The sequence below is a fragment of the Candidatus Pseudomonas auctus genome (assembly GCF_048654275.1).
GTDB classification, from domain to species: Bacteria; Pseudomonadota; Gammaproteobacteria; order Pseudomonadales; family Pseudomonadaceae; genus Aquipseudomonas; species Aquipseudomonas pharyngis.
On record NZ_JBJYZK010000015.1, the window covers coordinates 82,663 to 98,607 of the forward strand.

The 15,945-nt window shown below is 63.2% G+C and carries 14 protein-coding genes; 11 read left to right on the plus strand and 3 right to left on the minus strand.

Going from position 1 to position 15,945, the window contains the following annotated elements; genetic code table 11:
* Positions 1–119: 119 nt before the first annotated feature.
* The 3 genes from ACKUG4_RS23545 to ACKUG4_RS23555 all read left to right on the plus strand — a co-directional run bounded on the left by ACKUG4_RS23545 (position 120) and on the right by ACKUG4_RS23555 (position 2,836).
* Positions 120–902, plus strand: a complete 783-nt coding sequence (locus ACKUG4_RS23545) for a sulfite exporter TauE/SafE family protein (RefSeq protein ID WP_011336421.1) — start codon at positions 120–122, stop codon at positions 900–902.
* A gap of 96 nt (positions 903–998) precedes the next feature.
* Positions 999–1,814 carry a prolipoprotein diacylglyceryl transferase gene (gene lgt, locus ACKUG4_RS23550; protein ID WP_039767887.1) on the plus strand — a complete coding sequence of 272 codons (816 nt, stop codon included), beginning with the start codon at positions 999–1,001 and terminating at the stop codon, positions 1,812–1,814.
* A 50-nt stretch (positions 1,815–1,864) separates the two neighbouring features.
* Positions 1,865–2,836 (plus strand): thymidylate synthase, encoded by a 972-nt coding sequence (locus ACKUG4_RS23555; RefSeq protein ID WP_074690109.1) that lies wholly within the window; start codon positions 1,865–1,867, stop codon positions 2,834–2,836.
* A gap of 122 nt (positions 2,837–2,958) precedes the next feature.
* On the opposite strand, the gene cadR is transcribed toward ACKUG4_RS23555, so the two are convergent.
* Complete coding sequence (cadR, locus tag ACKUG4_RS23560; protein ID WP_007953454.1) at positions 2,959–3,408, minus strand: Cd(II)/Pb(II)-responsive transcriptional regulator; 450 nt, start codon at positions 3,406–3,408, stop codon at positions 2,959–2,961.
* Between the two features lie 84 nt (positions 3,409–3,492).
* Between cadR and ACKUG4_RS23565 the strand changes: the two genes are divergently transcribed.
* The 8 genes from ACKUG4_RS23565 to ACKUG4_RS23600 all read left to right on the plus strand — a co-directional run bounded on the left by ACKUG4_RS23565 (position 3,493) and on the right by ACKUG4_RS23600 (position 13,139).
* A complete protein-coding gene (locus ACKUG4_RS23565) occupies positions 3,493–5,802 on the plus strand; it encodes a heavy metal translocating P-type ATPase (protein ID WP_445434933.1) in 2,310 nt (769 codons plus the stop codon).
* A gap of 16 nt (positions 5,803–5,818) precedes the next feature.
* Positions 5,819–6,682, plus strand: a complete 864-nt coding sequence (locus ACKUG4_RS23570) for a LysR family transcriptional regulator (protein ID WP_064600177.1) — start codon at positions 5,819–5,821, stop codon at positions 6,680–6,682.
* 242 nt (positions 6,683–6,924) lie between these two features.
* Complete coding sequence (locus ACKUG4_RS23575; protein WP_445434934.1) at positions 6,925–8,001, plus strand: putative 2-aminoethylphosphonate ABC transporter ATP-binding protein; 1,077 nt, start codon at positions 6,925–6,927, stop codon at positions 7,999–8,001.
* Entirely contained in the window at positions 8,001–9,725 is a 1,725-nt protein-coding gene (locus tag ACKUG4_RS23580; protein ID WP_445434935.1) for a putative 2-aminoethylphosphonate ABC transporter permease subunit, read from the plus strand. Before ACKUG4_RS23575 ends, ACKUG4_RS23580 begins: the two co-directional genes overlap by 1 nt.
* A gap of 48 nt (positions 9,726–9,773) precedes the next feature.
* Positions 9,774–10,799: a putative 2-aminoethylphosphonate ABC transporter substrate-binding protein gene (locus tag ACKUG4_RS23585; RefSeq protein ID WP_102619669.1), complete on the plus strand. Its 1,026-nt coding sequence runs from the start codon at positions 9,774–9,776 to the stop codon at positions 10,797–10,799.
* A gap of 128 nt (positions 10,800–10,927) precedes the next feature.
* Positions 10,928–12,061, plus strand: a complete 1,134-nt coding sequence (locus ACKUG4_RS23590; protein WP_445434936.1) for a TIGR03364 family FAD-dependent oxidoreductase — start codon at positions 10,928–10,930, stop codon at positions 12,059–12,061.
* Positions 12,061–12,627, plus strand: a complete 567-nt coding sequence (locus ACKUG4_RS23595; protein WP_445434937.1) for a phosphonate degradation HD-domain oxygenase — start codon at positions 12,061–12,063, stop codon at positions 12,625–12,627. The genes ACKUG4_RS23590 and ACKUG4_RS23595 overlap by 1 nt, the downstream gene beginning before the upstream one ends.
* A gap of 86 nt (positions 12,628–12,713) precedes the next feature.
* On the plus strand, positions 12,714–13,139 hold the full coding sequence (locus ACKUG4_RS23600) for a hypothetical protein (RefSeq protein ID WP_064600162.1): 426 nt from the start codon (positions 12,714–12,716) through the stop codon (positions 13,137–13,139).
* Here ACKUG4_RS23600 and ACKUG4_RS23605 read toward each other — a convergent pair.
* Together ACKUG4_RS23605 and ACKUG4_RS23610 are read right to left on the minus strand one after the other, a co-directional pair.
* On the minus strand, positions 13,136–14,521 hold the full coding sequence (locus tag ACKUG4_RS23605) for a GTPase/DUF3482 domain-containing protein (RefSeq protein WP_039767900.1): 1,386 nt from the start codon (positions 14,519–14,521) through the stop codon (positions 13,136–13,138). The two genes, ACKUG4_RS23600 and ACKUG4_RS23605, sit on opposite strands and share 4 nt — an antisense overlap.
* Positions 14,514–15,887 carry a DUF2868 domain-containing protein gene (locus tag ACKUG4_RS23610; protein ID WP_064600156.1) on the minus strand — a complete coding sequence of 458 codons (1,374 nt, stop codon included), beginning with the start codon at positions 15,885–15,887 and terminating at the stop codon, positions 14,514–14,516. Before ACKUG4_RS23610 ends, ACKUG4_RS23605 begins: the two co-directional genes overlap by 8 nt.
* Positions 15,888–15,945 lie beyond the last annotated feature (58 nt).

The following is a 15,945-nucleotide window of genomic DNA, read 5'->3' on the forward strand; positions in this document are numbered from 1 at the left end:
GTGTGTTTTTTGCCCACTCTACGCAGACATCGTCCGTGCATCCATCGCCAGTGGAGCCGAAGGGTATCCATCCGTTACCATGCCGCTCCGGTTTTGGGGACGCGCCTTGGGAGGCAGCCATGGAATTTCTGCTCTATCTGGCGCTGGGCGCCTGTGCGGGCGTACTGGCCGGGCTGTTCGGGGTGGGCGGCGGGATCATCATCGTCCCGGTGCTGGTGTTCAGTTTCACCTTGCAGGGCTTCGATCCGTCGATCCTGACCCATCTGGCGGTCGGCACGTCCCTGGCGACGATCATCTTCACCTCGGTCAACGCCGTGCGTGAGCATCACCGGCGCGGTGCGGTGCGCTGGCCGATTTTCCGCTGGATGACCGTGGGCATTCTGCTCGGCGCCGGTTTCGGTGCATTGACCGCCGAAGCGATCTCCGGCCCGAACCTGCAAAAGATCATCGGTGTGTTCGCCCTGGTGATTGCGGCGCAGTTGGCGCTGGACGTCAAACCCAAGGCCAGCCGAACGGTGCCGGGTAAACTCGGTCTGACCGTGGCCGGCAGTGTGATCGGCTGGGCTTCGGCGATTTTCGGGATTGGCGGCGGCTCGCTGACCGTGCCGTTCCTGACATGGCGCAGCGTGCCGATGCAGCAGGCGGTGGCGACCTCGTCGGCCTGTGGCCTGCCGATCGCCGTCGCCAGTGCCATAAGTTTCATGATTCTGGGCTGGCATGATCCGTTGCTGCCGGCCCATAGTCTCGGTTTTGTGTATTTGCCGGCGCTTTTGGGCATTGCCCTGACCAGCATGGTGTTCGCCCGTCTCGGCGCGCGGCTGGCGCACAGGTTGTCGCCGAAGTTGCTGAAACGGCTGTTCGCGGCTTTGCTGTTTTGCGTGGGCCTGAGCTTTCTGTTCTGAGCCGTGTGTTTTGGCAGGTCGCAATCCTGGCTTAATCCTGAGGTGACAGCGTCGCCCGGGAATTTTTGAAGATTTGAACGCTAACGAGGAGTCGCAATGCTGCCTTACCCGCAGATCGATCCGGTGGCTTTGGCCATCGGTCCGCTGAAAATCCACTGGTACGGCCTGATGTACCTGGTCGGCATCGGCGGCGCGTGGCTGCTGGCATCGCGCCGGCTCAACCGTTTCGACCCGACCTGGACCAAGGAAAAACTGTCCGACCTGGTGTTCTGGCTGTCGATGGGGGTGATTGTCGGCGGGCGTCTGGGTTATGTGCTGTTCTATGACCTGAGCGCTTACCTGGCCAACCCGACACTGATTTTCGAAGTGTGGAAGGGCGGCATGTCGTTCCACGGCGGTTTCATCGGCGTGATGCTGGCCGCGTTGTGGTTCGGCAAGCGTAACGGCAAGTCGTTCTTCCAGCTGATGGACTTCGTCGCGCCGATGGTGCCGATCGGCCTGGGCGCCGGGCGTATCGGCAACTTCATCAACGCCGAGTTGTGGGGCAAGGCCACCGACGTGCCGTGGGCCATGGTGTTCCCGCCGTTCAGCGACCCGGCGCAACTGCCGCGTCACCCGTCGCAGCTGTATCAGTTCGCACTGGAAGGCGTGGCGCTGTTCCTGATCCTCTGGCTGTTCTCGCGCAAGCCACGGCCGACCATGGCGGTCTCGGGCATGTTCGCGCTGTTTTATGGCATCTTCCGTTTCATCGTCGAATTCGTCCGCGTGCCGGACGCGCAACTGGGCTATCTGGCCTGGAACTGGCTGACCATGGGTCAGGTGCTCTGCGTACCGATGATCATCGGCGGGCTGTTCCTGATCTGGCTGGCCTACCACCGCGCCCCGGCGGCGCCGGTTGCACCGACAGCTTAAATATTCGAACCCCGGCGATGTCTGCCGGGGCTCAAGGACACAGGTAACTCATGAAGCAATATCTCGATCTGGTGTCGCACGTCATCAACAACGGCACCAAACAGGCCAACCGTACCGGCGTGAACACCATCAGCTTTCCGGGCGCCATGCTGCGCTTCGATCTGCAGGAAGGTTTCCCGGCGATCACCACCCGCAAGATGGCCTTCAAATCGGCCATCGGCGAGATGTGCGGCTTTTTGCGTGGCGTGAACAACGCCGCCGAATTCCGTGCGCTGGGCTGCAAGGTCTGGGATCAGAACGCCAACGAAAACGCTCAGTGGCTGGCCAACCCGTTCCGCCAGGGCGAAGACGACCTCGGCGAGATCTACGGCGTGCAATGGCGCAAATGGCCGGCGTACAAGCAGATCCCGCTGAGCAACACCGCCGCCATCGAACAAACCCTGAGCAACGGCTACAAGCAGATTGCCCAGGGCGAAGAAGACGGCCAGGCCTATGTGGTGCTGTACAAAGCCATCGATCAGGTGCGCCAGTGCGTCGACACGATCATCAAGGACCCGGGCAGCCGCCGCATCCTGTTCCACGGCTGGAACTGCGCCCAGCTCGATGAAATGGCCTTGCCGCCGTGCCATCTGCTGTACCAGTTCCACCCGAATGTCGAGACCAAGGAAATTTCTCTGACCCTCTACATCCGCTCCAACGACCTGGGCCTGGGCACACCGTTCAACCTCACCGAAGGCGCCGCGCTGCTGAGCCTGATCGGTCGCCTGACCGGCTACACGCCGCGCTGGTTCACCTATTTCATCGGTGACGCCCACGTCTACGAAAACCACCTGGACATGCTCAACGAACAGCTCAAGCGCGAGCCGTTCGCCATGCCGAAGCTGAAGATTTCGGACCGCGTGCCGGAGTTCGCCAAGACGGGTTTGTATCAGCCGGAATGGCTGGAGCTGGTGGAACCGAGTGATTTTTCGCTGGAAGGCTACGAGCACCATGCGCCGATGACCGCGCCGATGGCGGTCTGACAGCCTGCCATCAAACCTGTGGGAGCTGGCTTGCCAGCGATGACGGCAGCACATCCAACATTGATGTGTCTGTAAAACCGCTATCGCTGGCAAGCCAGCTCCCACAATGTTTTGTGGTTTTGTCAGTGGCCGTGACTGCGGCCCACATGCGAATGCTCAACCTCCGCCGCCACAACCCCGCCACTAACCTCCAGCCGCTGCAGGATCCCGCACTGATCCGCCTCCGGCCCTTCGCCACAGCGCTGGCGCAGGTCGAGCAGTTGCGTCTGCAACGCCAGTAACCCATCGATCCGCGCCTTGACGTGCTGGATGTGCTCGTCGATCAGCGCATTCACGCTTTCGCACTGATCCTGCGGGCTGTCGCGCAAGGCGAGCAGGCTGCGGATTTCTTCGAGGGTCATGTCGAGGGTGCGGCAGTTGCGGATGAAGGTCAGGCGCTCGGCGTGGGCCTGGGTGTAGACGCGGTAGTTGCCGTCGCTGCGGGCTGGTTCCGGCAGCAGGTTTTCGCGCTCGTAGTAGCGGATGGTTTCCACGGCGCAATCGGTCTGTTTCGCCAGTTCTCCGATCTTCATGGCGGCAATCTCCAAAAGGGTGCTTGACCCTATAGTGGCTACAGGGTCTTTACTTGGCAACAGGCACCTTCATGGACGCGACCAATGAGCGATTCCCTGCACACCCACAAGCCCGGCGACGGGCACGATCACAGTCACAAACTGCAGCCTGTGCATAAACATGCCCACGGCGGCGATTCCTGCTGCGGGTCGAAAACCGTTACGCCTGCGCCGGCTCATTCGAGCGAAGACTCGTGCTGTTCGTCGAAAGTCGCCGCACCTTCGCTTGTTCAACTGAGCGAGGCAAAAAGCGCTGACGCCCGGCTGAGCAGCTTCCGCATCGAGGCGATGGACTGCCCGACGGAGCAGACGCTGATCCAGAACAAGCTCGGCAAACTGGCCGGGATCCAGCAGCTGGAATTCAACCTGATCAACCGCGTGCTCGGCGTGACCCACAATCTGCCGGACACCGCGCCGATCATCGACGCGATCAAATCCCTGGGCATGCAGGCCGAGCCACTGGAGGCGGGCGTTGAAACGCCAACGCCAGCGCCGGTGAAAAAACACTGGTGGCCGCTGGCGCTGTCCGGCATCGGTGCGCTGGCCGCCGAAGTGATCCACTTCACCAGCGCCGCCCCGACTTGGGTCGTAGCGATCATCGCGCTGATCTCGATCCTCAGCGGCGGCCTCACCACCTACAAGAAGGGCTGGATCGCCCTGAAGAACCGCAACCTCAACATCAACGCCCTGATGAGCATCGCCGTGACCGGCGCCGTGTTGATCGGCCAATGGCCGGAAGCGGCGATGGTGATGTTCCTGTTCACCGTGGCCGAGCTGATCGAAGCGCGCTCGCTGGATCGTGCGCGCAACGCCATCAGCGGCCTGATGCAGATGACGCCGGAGCAGGCGACGGTGTTGCAGGCGGACGGTAACTGGGTCGAACTGGATGTCAAAAGCATCGATCTCGGCGCCCGCGTGCGGGTGAAACCCGGCGAGCGCATCGCGCTGGACGGCGAAGTCGTGAGTGGCAGTTCGACCATCGATCAGGCGCCGATCACCGGTGAAAGCCTGCCGGTGGAGAAAACCGTCGGCGACAAAGTCTTTGCGGGCACCATCAACCAGGCCGGTTCGCTGGAATATTCGGTGACCGCAGCGGCGAACAATTCCACCCTGGCGCGGATCATCCACGCCGTGGAACAGGCGCAAGGCGCGCGGGCGCCGACCCAGCGCTTCGTCGATCAATTCTCGAAAATCTACACACCGGTGGTCTTCGTCCTGGCCCTGGCCGTGGCGATCATCCCGCCGCTGTTCATGGGCGCCGCGTGGTTCGACTGGATCTACCGCGCGCTGGTGCTGCTGGTGGTCGCTTGCCCGTGTGCGCTTGTTATTTCCACCCCGGTGACCATCGTCAGTGGCCTCGCCGCAGCGGCGCGCAAAGGCATTCTGGTCAAGGGCGGCGTGTACCTGGAGGGCGGTTTCAAGCTCGACTATCTGGCCCTCGACAAGACCGGCACCCTCACCCACGGCAAACCGGTGCAGACCGATTACCTGTCCCTCGACCCGACTGCCGACGCCATGGCCCCGGCGATTGCCGCCGCTCTGGCCGGTCGCTCCGATCACCCGGTATCGCTGGCCATCGCCAACGCGGCTGTGGATAAAGGTCTCGCGACTCTGCTTGTGGATAACTTCGAAGCGCTGGCCGGCCGTGGGGTAAAAGGCGAGGTCAACGGTCAGATCTACCACTTGGGCAACCACCGACTGGTGGAAGAACTGGGCCTGTGCTCGCCGCAACTGGAAGAAAAACTGTTCGCGCTGGAGAAACAGGGCAAGTCCGTGGTGCTGCTGCTCGACCGCTCCGGCCCGCTGGCGCTGTTCGCCGTGGCCGATACCGTCAAGGAAACCAGCCGCGAAGCCATTCGCCAGTTGCACGAACTGGGCGTGAAAACCCTGATGCTCACCGGCGACAACGTCCACACCGCGCAGGCGATTGCGGCGCAGGTCGGGATCGATCAGGCCAGGGGCGACTTGCTGCCAACCGACAAACTGCAAGCCATCGAAGACCTGTATGCGCAGGGCCGTCGGGTCGGCATGGTCGGCGACGGCATCAACGATGCGCCGGCACTGGCTCGCGCCGAAATCGGTTTTGCGATGGCGGCGGCAGGCACCGACACGGCGATCGAAACCGCCGATGTCGCCCTGATGGACGATGATCTGCGCAAGATTCCGGCGTTCATCAGCCTGTCGCGCCATACCGCCGCTATCCTCAAACAGAACATCGCGCTGGCGCTGGTGATCAAAGCGATCTTTCTTGGGGTAACCTTCGCCGGGCTCGCCACCATGTGGATGGCGGTGTTTGCCGACATGGGCGTGAGCCTGCTGGTGGTGTTCAACGGTTTGCGCCTGCTGCGCAAATAGAGGAAGAGGGGCGGTTGTGCTGAGTGCCGAGCTGAAAGCGTTTTACATGGTGGCCCGTTTGGGCAGCATCACGCTGGCGGCGAAAAAGCTCGGCCTCAGCCAACCGACCGTGACCACCCAGATCCGCAATCTGGAAAGCCAGTACTCGGTTGAGCTGTTCTACCGTGGCGGCCGGCGTCTGAGCGTCAGCGACGAAGGCGCGCGGCTTTTGCCGATGGTCAAAGCCTTGTTGCAGCAGGAAGCCGATATCGAATTCTTCCTGCGCAACAGCGGCCAGGTGCAGGGCACGCTGCGCATTGCCGCCACCGCGCCGTATTACATCCTCGATCTGGTGAAGACCTTCCGCGAGCGCCTGCCGCAGGTGGAGGTGTCGGTGGAAATCGGCAATTCGCAGCAGGTGCTCGAAGCGCTGGAGGATTACCGGGTGGATGTCGCGGCGTCGTCGCAATTGCTCGACGATGCGCGGCTGATCCGTCGGGTGTTGGGCAGCGACCCGCTGGTGCTGGCGGTGCATCGCAATCATCCGCTGGCGGCGCATGACCATGTGACGCTGAGCGCACTGGCCGGGCATACCCTGTTGATGCGTGAGCCGGGCTCGACCACCCGTCGCCTGACCGAAGAATTGCTGGCCAGTGCCGGCGTCAGTTTCGGCCCGCTGCTGGAGATCGGCAGCCGTGAGTCGATCCGCGAAGCGGTGCTGCGCAACATCGGCATCAGCATCATCGCCCGCCAGGAAGTGCCGCACGATCCGCAATTGCGGGTGTTGACCCTCGAAAATGCGCCGCAGATTCCCGAATACCTCTACTGCCTCAAGGAACGGAAGAACGCCCGGTTGCCGGCGGCGTTTCTCGGCCTGGCGCAGGAAATGTCCCCGGCCTGAGATGTTTCAGTGCCTGTGCCGGCCCCTTAGCGAGCAAGCCCGCTCCCACATCGGATCTGTGTTGTGAACACTATCCCCTGTGGGAGCGGGCTTGCTCGCGAAGGCGTCGGACTAGGTAACGCAGGACTTGAGAACTGAACCAAAATCCCTGAATACCACTATCGGTCGATTTTGCCTTGTTGCCATATGACCGACGCATTACAACTCTAGGATTCGTCTCATCTGCTTGATGAGGCCTGTCCATGAACCCAGCAATCGCAACTGCCCTGACCAACCCCGGCGCACCGATGAAAGTGCGCGGCGTGCAGAAGCGCTTCGGCGCTTTCACGGCGCTGGATAACGTCTCCCTCGATGTCGCGGCCGGTGAGCTGGTGTGCCTGCTCGGCCCGTCGGGCTGTGGCAAAACCACTTTGTTGCGTTGTATCGCCGGTCTGGAGAAACAAGACAGCGGCGAGTTGTACCTCGGCGAGCGCGACGTTTCCCACCTCGCGCCCCAGGCTCGGGATTACGGCATCCTGTTCCAGTCCTACGCGTTGTTCCCCAATCTGACCGTCGAAGCGAACATTGCCTACGGCCTCGCCGGCAGCGGTCGCGATGAAGTGCGCCGTCGCGTCGGTCAGATGCTGGAACTGGTCGGCCTCAGCGGCAGTGAGAAAAAGTACCCGGGCCAGTTGTCCGGCGGCCAGCAGCAACGGGTGGCGTTGGCCCGCGCCCTGGCCCCCGCACCGTCGCTGTTGTTGCTCGACGAACCGATGTCGGCCCTCGATGCCCGCGTCCGCGAGCATCTGTGCACCGAGCTGCGCCAACTGCAACGCAACCTTGGCATCACCACCCTGATGGTCACCCACAATCAGGACGAAGCGATGCTGATGGCCGATCGCATCGCCGTGATGAACAACGGCAAGGTCGAGCAGTACGCCACCCCGCAGGAAATCTACAACCGCCCGACCACGCCGTTCGTGGCGGAGTTTGTCGGCCAGGGTAACTGGCTGCCGTTCCAGCGCAGCAGCGACAGCCACGCCAAGGTCGGCGGGATGAACCTGCGCCTGGCCGACGGCAGCGTCCATAGTCCGTCGGGCCGGTTGTTCTGCCGTCCGGAAGCGATCAACGTCAATCCGCTGGTGCACGAAGAAAACCTGTTCCCGGCCAAAGTCCGTGAGATCACCTTCCTCGGCAACCGCTGCCGCATGAGCTTCGAGCTCGATCAACTGCCCGGTCACGCCTTGCTCGCCGAACTGGCACCGGAAGCCATGCCGCGCCTCGGTGCCCAGCAGATCATGGTTGCCTTGCCGCCACGCAGCCTGCAGGTGTTTGCCTGATGAACAGCAACCTCGCACTGCCGCTCCCGCAAAAGCAGGCGCGGCAGGTGTCCGGGGCCGAGGTCGGCGACCGGATCTTCGTCCTCGGCGGCAAACTCCTGCTGCTGGTGTTGCTCGGTGTGGCGGTGTTGTTGCCGTTGCTGGCGATCTTCTGGCGCGGCTTCAGCAGCGAAGCCGGGCAGGGCGGTGGCTGGCTCGCCGCCAAGGAGCTGGTGACCAGTGACAATTTCCACTGGCTGCTCGGCAACAGCCTGAAGGTTTCCCTCAGCGTCGCGGCGATCGTCGTACCGCTGGCCTACCTGTTTGCCTACGCCTTGCAACGCACGTTGATTCCGGCAAAAGGCATCTGGCGCGGGATCTCCCTGCTGCCGCTGATGGCGCCGTCGATGCTGCCGGGGATTGCGCTGGTTTACCTGTTCGGCAATCAGGGCCTGTTACGCGGGCTGCTGTCGGACAACATCTACGGTTTCTGGGGGATTGTTCTGGGCGAGGCGATCTACACCTTCCCACACGCCTTGATGATTTTGCTGTCAGCCCTGTCGCTGGCGGATGCGCGATTGTTCGACGCTGCGTCGAGCATGGGTGCCAGCCCGGCGAAAGCCTTCCGCAGCATCACCTGGCCCGCGACCCGTCAGGCTGTGTTCGCCGCGTTCTGTCTGGTGTTCACCCTGACCATCACCGACTTCGGTGTGCCGGTGGTGGTCGGTGGCGACTATCAGGTGCTGGCGCTGGAAGCCTACAAAGCGGTGGTCGGCCAGCAGCAATTCGGTCGCGGCGCGCTGATTGGCATGGTTCTGTTGCTGCCGGCACTGTTCAGCTTCGGCGTCGATGCCTGGCTGCGTCGGCGTCACGGTGATTCCATGAGCGGCCGCGCCCAGGTGTTCAAACCGGCACCGTCGAAGAAGCGCGATGCCTTTTATCTCAGCGTGGTCCTGCTGATCAGCGCTGCGTTGCTGCTGGTGTTCGGCATGGCGGTGTTCTCGTCGCTGGTGAAGTTCTGGCCGTACAACCTGTCGCTGTCGCTCAACCACTATCAGTTCAACGAGACCGCTGGCGGTGGCTGGCTGGCCTACGGTAACAGTTTGAAGATGGCGCTGGGCACGGCTCTGATCGGCAGCGTGCTGATTTTCACCGGCGCCTACCTGATGGAAAAGACCCGCAGCCAGCGCGGACTCAATCTGACACTGCGCATGCTCAGTTTCGTACCGATGGCGGTGCCGGGGCTGGTGCTGGGTCTGGGTTACGTCTTCTTTTTCAACCTCACCGGCAACCCGCTGCACGTGTTGTACGGAACCATGACCCTGCTGATCGTCTGCACCATTGCTCACTATTTGACCACCGCGCAGATGACCGCCACCACCGCGCTGCGTCAGCTCGATACCGAGTTCGAAGCCGCCGCGCTGTCGCTCAAGGCGCCGCTTTACCGGCATTACCTGCGGGTCACCGTGCCGATCTGTCTGCCGGCGCTGCTGGACATCGTGCGCTATCTGTTCGTCTCGGCCATGACCACCGTGTCCGCCGCTATTTTCCTCTACAGCCCCGACACCATCCTTGCGGCGGTGGCGGTGCTGAACATGGATGACGCCGGCAACGTCGGCGGCGCGGCGGCGATGTCGACCCTGATTCTGTTCACCTCGGCGGGCGTGTCCTTGCTGCTGGCGTGGGCTTCGCGCGGCTTGCTGCGCCGTTCCCAGGCCTGGCGGCAAACGGCGCCGGGCCACTGATTCCATCCCGTTCAACTCCCCCTCAACTCAAAAGACAGGAAAACGATCATGTTCAAGCCTATGGCCCTGGCCGCTGCTGTGCTCGCTACTTTCAGCCTGAATGCCTTCGCGGCAAAAACCGAGTTGACGGTGTACACCGCCCTCGAAGCCGAGCAGTTGAAGTCCTACAAAGAGGCCTTCGAAAAGGCCAACCCGGACGTCGAGATCAAGTGGGTGCGCGACTCCACCGGCATCATCACCGCCAAACTGCTGGCCGAAAAGGAGCGCCCGCAGGCTGACGCGGTGTGGGGCCTGGCAGCATCGAGCCTGGCGATCCTCGATCAACAAGGCATGCTGCAAAGCTATGCGCCTAAGGATCTGGGCAAGATCGGCGCGAACTACCGCGACGCCGCCAACCCGCCAGCTTGGGTCGGCATGGACGTCTGGGCCGCGACGATTTGCTTCAACACCGTCGAGGCCGAGAAACAGGGCCTGACCAAACCGGTGAGCTGGCAGGACCTGACCAAGCCTGAGTACAAAGGCAAGATCGTGATGCCGAACCCGGCTTCGTCCGGCACCGGTTTCCTTGACGTCAGCGCCTGGCTGCAAACCTTCGGCGAGAAACAGGGCTGGGCCTACATGGACGGCCTGCACCAGAACATCGGCCAGTACGTTCACTCCGGTTCCAAGCCTTGCAAACTGGCGGCGGCGGGCGAATTCCCGATCGGCATTTCCTTCGAATACCCGGCCGTTCAGCTCAAGCGCCAGGGTGCACCGCTGGACATCATCCTGCCGAAGGAAGGCCTCGGCTGGGAGATCGAGGCGACTGCCGTGATCAAAGGCACGCCGCACGAAGAGGCCGCGAAAAAACTGGCCGACTTCTCCGCCAGCGCTCCGGCGATGGACCTGTACAAGGAAAACTTCGCTGTCCTTGCCCAGCCGGGCATCGCCAAGCCGCAGACCGAGCTGCCGGCCGACTACGAGCAGCGCCTGATCAAGAACGACTTCGCCTGGGCCTCGAAGAACCGCGACGAGATCCTGACCGAATGGCGCAAGCGCTATGACGGCAAGTCCGAGAAAGTCGCTGCCAAGTAAGAATTTCATCGACTGACAGGGCCTCTTCGCGAGCAAGCCCGCTCCCACACTGGATCGCATTCACAACGTAAATCCCTGTGGGAGCGGGCTTGCTCGCGAAGGCGGTCTCCCATTAAGGGAAAATCTCCATGACACAACACAAAGACTTGCTGATCGTCGGCGCCGGCATCCTGGGCCTGTCCCACGCCTATGCCGCCGCCCGGCGCGGTCTCAAGGTCACGGTTTTCGAACGCACCGCCACGCCACTCGGCGCGTCGGTACGCAACTTCGGCCAGGCACTGGTCACCGGTCAGCCACCGGGTCCGATGCTTGAACTGGCCAAGGCCAGCCGCGACATCTGGGGCCAGTGGGTGCAGCTCGCCGGCCTGCAACTCAAGCGCAACGGCTCGTACCTGTTCGCCCGCACCGAGGCCGAAGAGCACTTGCTCGAAGCCTTCTGCGCAGGGCGCGCCGTGGAGCACGACTACCGCGTCGAGCTGCTGCGCGGTGCCGCACTGCGAGATTTGTACGGCGGCCAGTTCAGCCATCACCGCGCCGCGCTGCACGGGATGGACGATCAACAGCTGTATTCCCGGGAAGCGATTCCGGGGCTGATCGAATATCTGCGCCGCGAACTCAAGGTCGAGTTTCACTTCTCGACGCTGGTGCGCGACGTCGAGCCTGGGCGCCTGCAAAGCACTGCCGGCACATTCTCCGCCAAGCAGATCATCGTCTGCTCCGGCCACGACTATCAGACCTTGCTGGCCGAGCCGATTGCCGCCCTCGACCCGCAAATCTGCCGCCTGCAAATGCTCCGCGCCCGGCCGCAGATTGACCTGAACTTGCAACACGCCTTGCTCACCGGTCTCAGCTGTGTGCATTACGGCGCCTTCGCTGACTTGCCGGAAGCGGCGGCGGTGCAGGCGCAAATCCTGCGCGAGCAACCGCATCTGCAGGAAAACGGCATTCACCTGCTGATCAGCCCGACGCCTTATGGCGAACTGATCATTGGCGACTCGCACCATTACGGCAGCGATCCATCGCCGTTCAACGCCGAGCAAGTCGACAACTGGATGCTGGAGCTGGCCGAACAGACCCTCGGCTGCAAGGTGCAAGTGGTCGAGCGCTGGCAGGGTGTCTATGGTTCCCGGGGGCCGGGGCCGTTTTCGTTTCTGCGTCCGGCGCCGGGGCTGAGTGTGGCGTTGATGCACAGCGGCGTCGGCATGAGCGTCGGCCCGGCCATGGCCGAGCGCAATGTGGCACAGCTTTTTGGAGAGAACTGATGTTGAGTCACGAACAAGTCATCGAGCGGGTGTTCGGCCTCTACGAGCACTTCGGCGCCAGCGACTACATCGGCGAACCGGTGTCGCAGATCGAGCACATGTCCCAGGCAGCACAACTGGCCATCGCCGAAGGCTTTGACGACGAAGTGGTGCTCGCCGCGTTCTTCCACGACATCGGCCACTTGTGTGCCGAAGGCGCGGAAAACATGGGCGGTTACGGCGTGGTCAGCCACGAACGCCTCGGCGCGGACTATTTGCGTGAGGCCGGATTCAGTGAACGCATGGCGCGGCTGGTGGAGTATCACGTCCAGGCCAAGCGTTATCTGACGCTCCGGGAGCCAGGCTATTTCGCGCGGTTGAGCGAAGCCAGCCGCCGCACCCTGGACTATCAGGGCGGAGTGATGACCGAGGCCGAGGCCGAGGCGTTCGAGCAGGATCCGTTGTGCGCCGTCAGTCTGCGGATGCGCCAGTGGGATGAGTTGGCGAAGGAAATGGCCGTGCCGGTGATGGATCTTGCGGAGCTGAAGCACAAGGCCTTCACCGTGCTGTCCGGCGAGACGCGCTGAACCTTCTTACGCCAAACCGGGAAACGGTGCATGGCAGGTATTGCCCCTTCGGCCCAGACTGGTTTTTTTGCCGAAGGAGCGCACGGATGCGTTTTTTGAAAGTGATTGCCCGGGATCGATCCGGCAGCGGCGCAGGGGACACTGTCCAGCTGCGCTTTCATGACAGCGAACAGGATTGGCGTGAAGCGTCGGCTCGTGAAGTGGCGCAACTGCGCAGCTTCTCCCGAACTTATCTGAAATGTGCCTGGTTCAACGCGGCCGATGAGGACACGCGACATCTGCGGATCTTTGCTTTGAACCCCGGCCGCGATGGAACGCCGGAATCAGTGAGGCTGCACTTTCACCAAGGCGAAACCATCGCTTACAAGGCCGCCGTCCACGACCTGGATAACGATGGCGGTTTCGAGGTTGTGCTGTGCTCGGACGTCGACAACGACGGGCGGGCCAATCGCACCGATCGCAGCCGGGTGACGGCGCTGGTCAAACCGTTCCTCAAGCTCGGCTGGTTCTAGAGTTCGAGCACTTTGCTCACCAGCTCATCGATCTGTTCCTGACGCTGGGCCTGATTCAGCTTCGAATGCGGATTGAGCGACGACCACTGCGGGTGGGCCCGGGCGATGTTCAGCGCCTCCGGCAGCTTGCCCTCACGCCAGGTCTTGTCCTGCGGCGTCGCTACCTGAATGCTGTCCAGCGCCGCATGGCCACGGGCGTTCAGCGCTTGCAGCAGTTGCCGCTGACGCAGGGCCAGCAGGCGCAGCACGTTGTCGTCGACCGTCAGTTCCCGCTGGCCTTTGATCTTGCCGAGCAGGCGGTTGCCATAGCTGCGGGCGGTTTGCAGGGCGCCGCCGGCAATGGCACCGGCCAGAGCGGCGGCGCCGAGGGTGATGCCGCCGACCAGCAAGTCCACACCCGCACCGGCTGCGGCACCGGCGGCAATCCCGCCGCCGACTCGCACGCCAAGCTGCTTGAGGGTTTCCGGGTTGAACAGGTCATCGCCCCAACGCCCGTCGAGCAGCGGCAGATCGCTGGCGGCGGCGTCCTGCGGGCGGAAGGCGTAGAGCTTGAGCAGCGCTTCGACGCAGCGTTGTTCCCGCTGGCGCACGGCTTTGCGCAGTTCACTGATGGCCTGTTGTTCCTGTTCGGCGTTGCTCGCCACACTGCGTCGGCACGCGGCGCAGTCGATCAACAATTCGGCAATCAGGCGCGCGGCGCTTTGCTCGCGGGCAAGGCGTTGCGCTTGTTGATCGGCGATCAGCCGTTCAAGTTGTGGGCGGGCGTTTTCCAGCAACAGTGCGAGGCTTTCATACAGCCGCCGCTCGCCATCTTCGGGCGGGGCGACGCTGTCGAAACGCACCAGCGCATGCAGGCCAAGACGCGCCAGTGCTTCACGCCAGTCCGGCTCGCGGTGGTTGGCGCTGCTGACGAAATTCAGCACCGGCAGCAACGGTTTGCCGCAACTGGCCAGCACTTCCAGTTCGTCGCGGTACTTGGCCAGCACCGGTTCGCGTGCATCGATCACATACAGGCCGGCGTCGGAATCAAGCAGTTGCCGCAGTACCTTGGCTTCCTGTTCGAAACGCTGGCGCGCCTCGCTGCCGTCGAGAAACCGCGCCAGCCGTGCCGGGCCGTCGAGGCGTTCGCCGGGGCGTTCCAGACGCTCGAGAAAATCCAGCAGGGCGATGGCATCTTCCAGACCGGGTGTGTCGTAGAGGTCGAGCAACGGCTCGCCATCCACCGACAACCGCGCGCCTTCGACATGCCGCGTGGTGCTCGGGCGATGAGAGACTTCGCCGAAGCCGACGTCGCGGGTCAGGGTGCGCAGCAGCGAAGTCTTGCCGACGTTGGTGTGGCCGACCACCGCCAGTTTCAGCGGCGCTTTCCAGGCATCAGTCATGTCCGTGCTCCAGCCAGTTCAACGGGGCGCAATCGGCGAACGGCAGCTCCAGCTGTTGCAGCGCCACGTGCCAGTCACCGAGGCGCTCGGCGTCCAGCGCCTGTCCTTGCGGCGCCTGCAACAGCCAGACACGGGTTGCGGCGGCGTTGCGTGCCAGCTCGGCAATCAGCGCCAGGCTGCCGCGATCCGGCGAACGCCGTGGGTCGCAGGCAATCGCCAGGCGCGCCGGCGGGAAGCGGCTGAGCTGTTCGAGCAGTTTGTTGCGCGATTCCCGACTGTCGAGGATGCCGGCGTTGCTGACGTTTTTCGGCAGCGTCGGCGGCCATGAGTGTTGGTCGTCGAGTTCGATTGCCACGAGCAGCGCGCCGTCGCTGGCGTGTTCGCCCACGGTGCTTTCTACGCGGTGCAATTGCGCAGGCTCCGGGTCGGTGATGCCGAGGCGTTCGCTGGTCGGCATCAGGCGTTCGCGCAGTTGGGCGTAGCCGGGCAGGTTCAGGTCCAGGCGCAACGCAGCCTTGCCGCTGTTCCAGCGCCAGAAGCAAAAAAGCGCCAACAGCAGACGCGGCAGCACGCCGTACACCACCAGCACGCCGACCAGCCAGGTCGCCCAGGCCTGACGGGCGCTTTCGATGTTCAGCGCGGTGTCGCCGCTGGCGCGGATCATGTCCACGGTCGGCACGTTGAAGCCCAGCAGCGCGGGCAAGGCGCCGAGGGCCTGGGTCATGTTGATGAACGTGTCGGCGCTGAGAATCGTGGTTTCCCAGACGAAACCGTAGCGCCGGGTCGCCATCAGGGTCAGCAGCAAAACCAGCGCGCTGAACATCGCCAGCAACCACAGGCCGTTGACCAGCGTGCCGAGTGCCCAGCGATTGAGTTTCTGGCGTTGCAGCATCAGCAGCAGGGCCGGCGCCAGTTGCGCCGCCTTGGCGTCGCGGGCGAGTTTTTCACTGAGCCACAGCCACAAGCGGCCGAGGGTGGCGCCATGTTCGCCAGCGAAGATCAGCCCCAGCGCCCAGCTCAGCAGCAGAATCAGGTTCAGCCCGAGCAGACTGCCCAGGGCCCAGAACACATTGACCGGCGTCTGGCCCAGTGCGGCGAAGGCCAGACCGGCACCGCTCAGTACCGCGAAGATCGCCAGCAACACCAGCGCGAGGCGTGCGCCTTGCAACCAGTGCTTGAGCGCGGCGGTCAGGCCGTCGCGCTCGGCCAGCCACAGGGCGCGGCGCTGAATGCGTCCCGGCAGATCGCCGCCGGCCGCGCGGGCCAGGCGATTGGCTTCCAGATCGTCCAGCGGGCCTGCGTGTTCTTCGCGCAGGCGCACGGTTTCGGTGAGCCAGAGGTTTTGCAGTGAAGTCAGTTCAGTCACGCGGCATCCCGTTGCTTGATTGAGCCGTGAGCATAACCGCTGTGGCGCTTATAGGGGT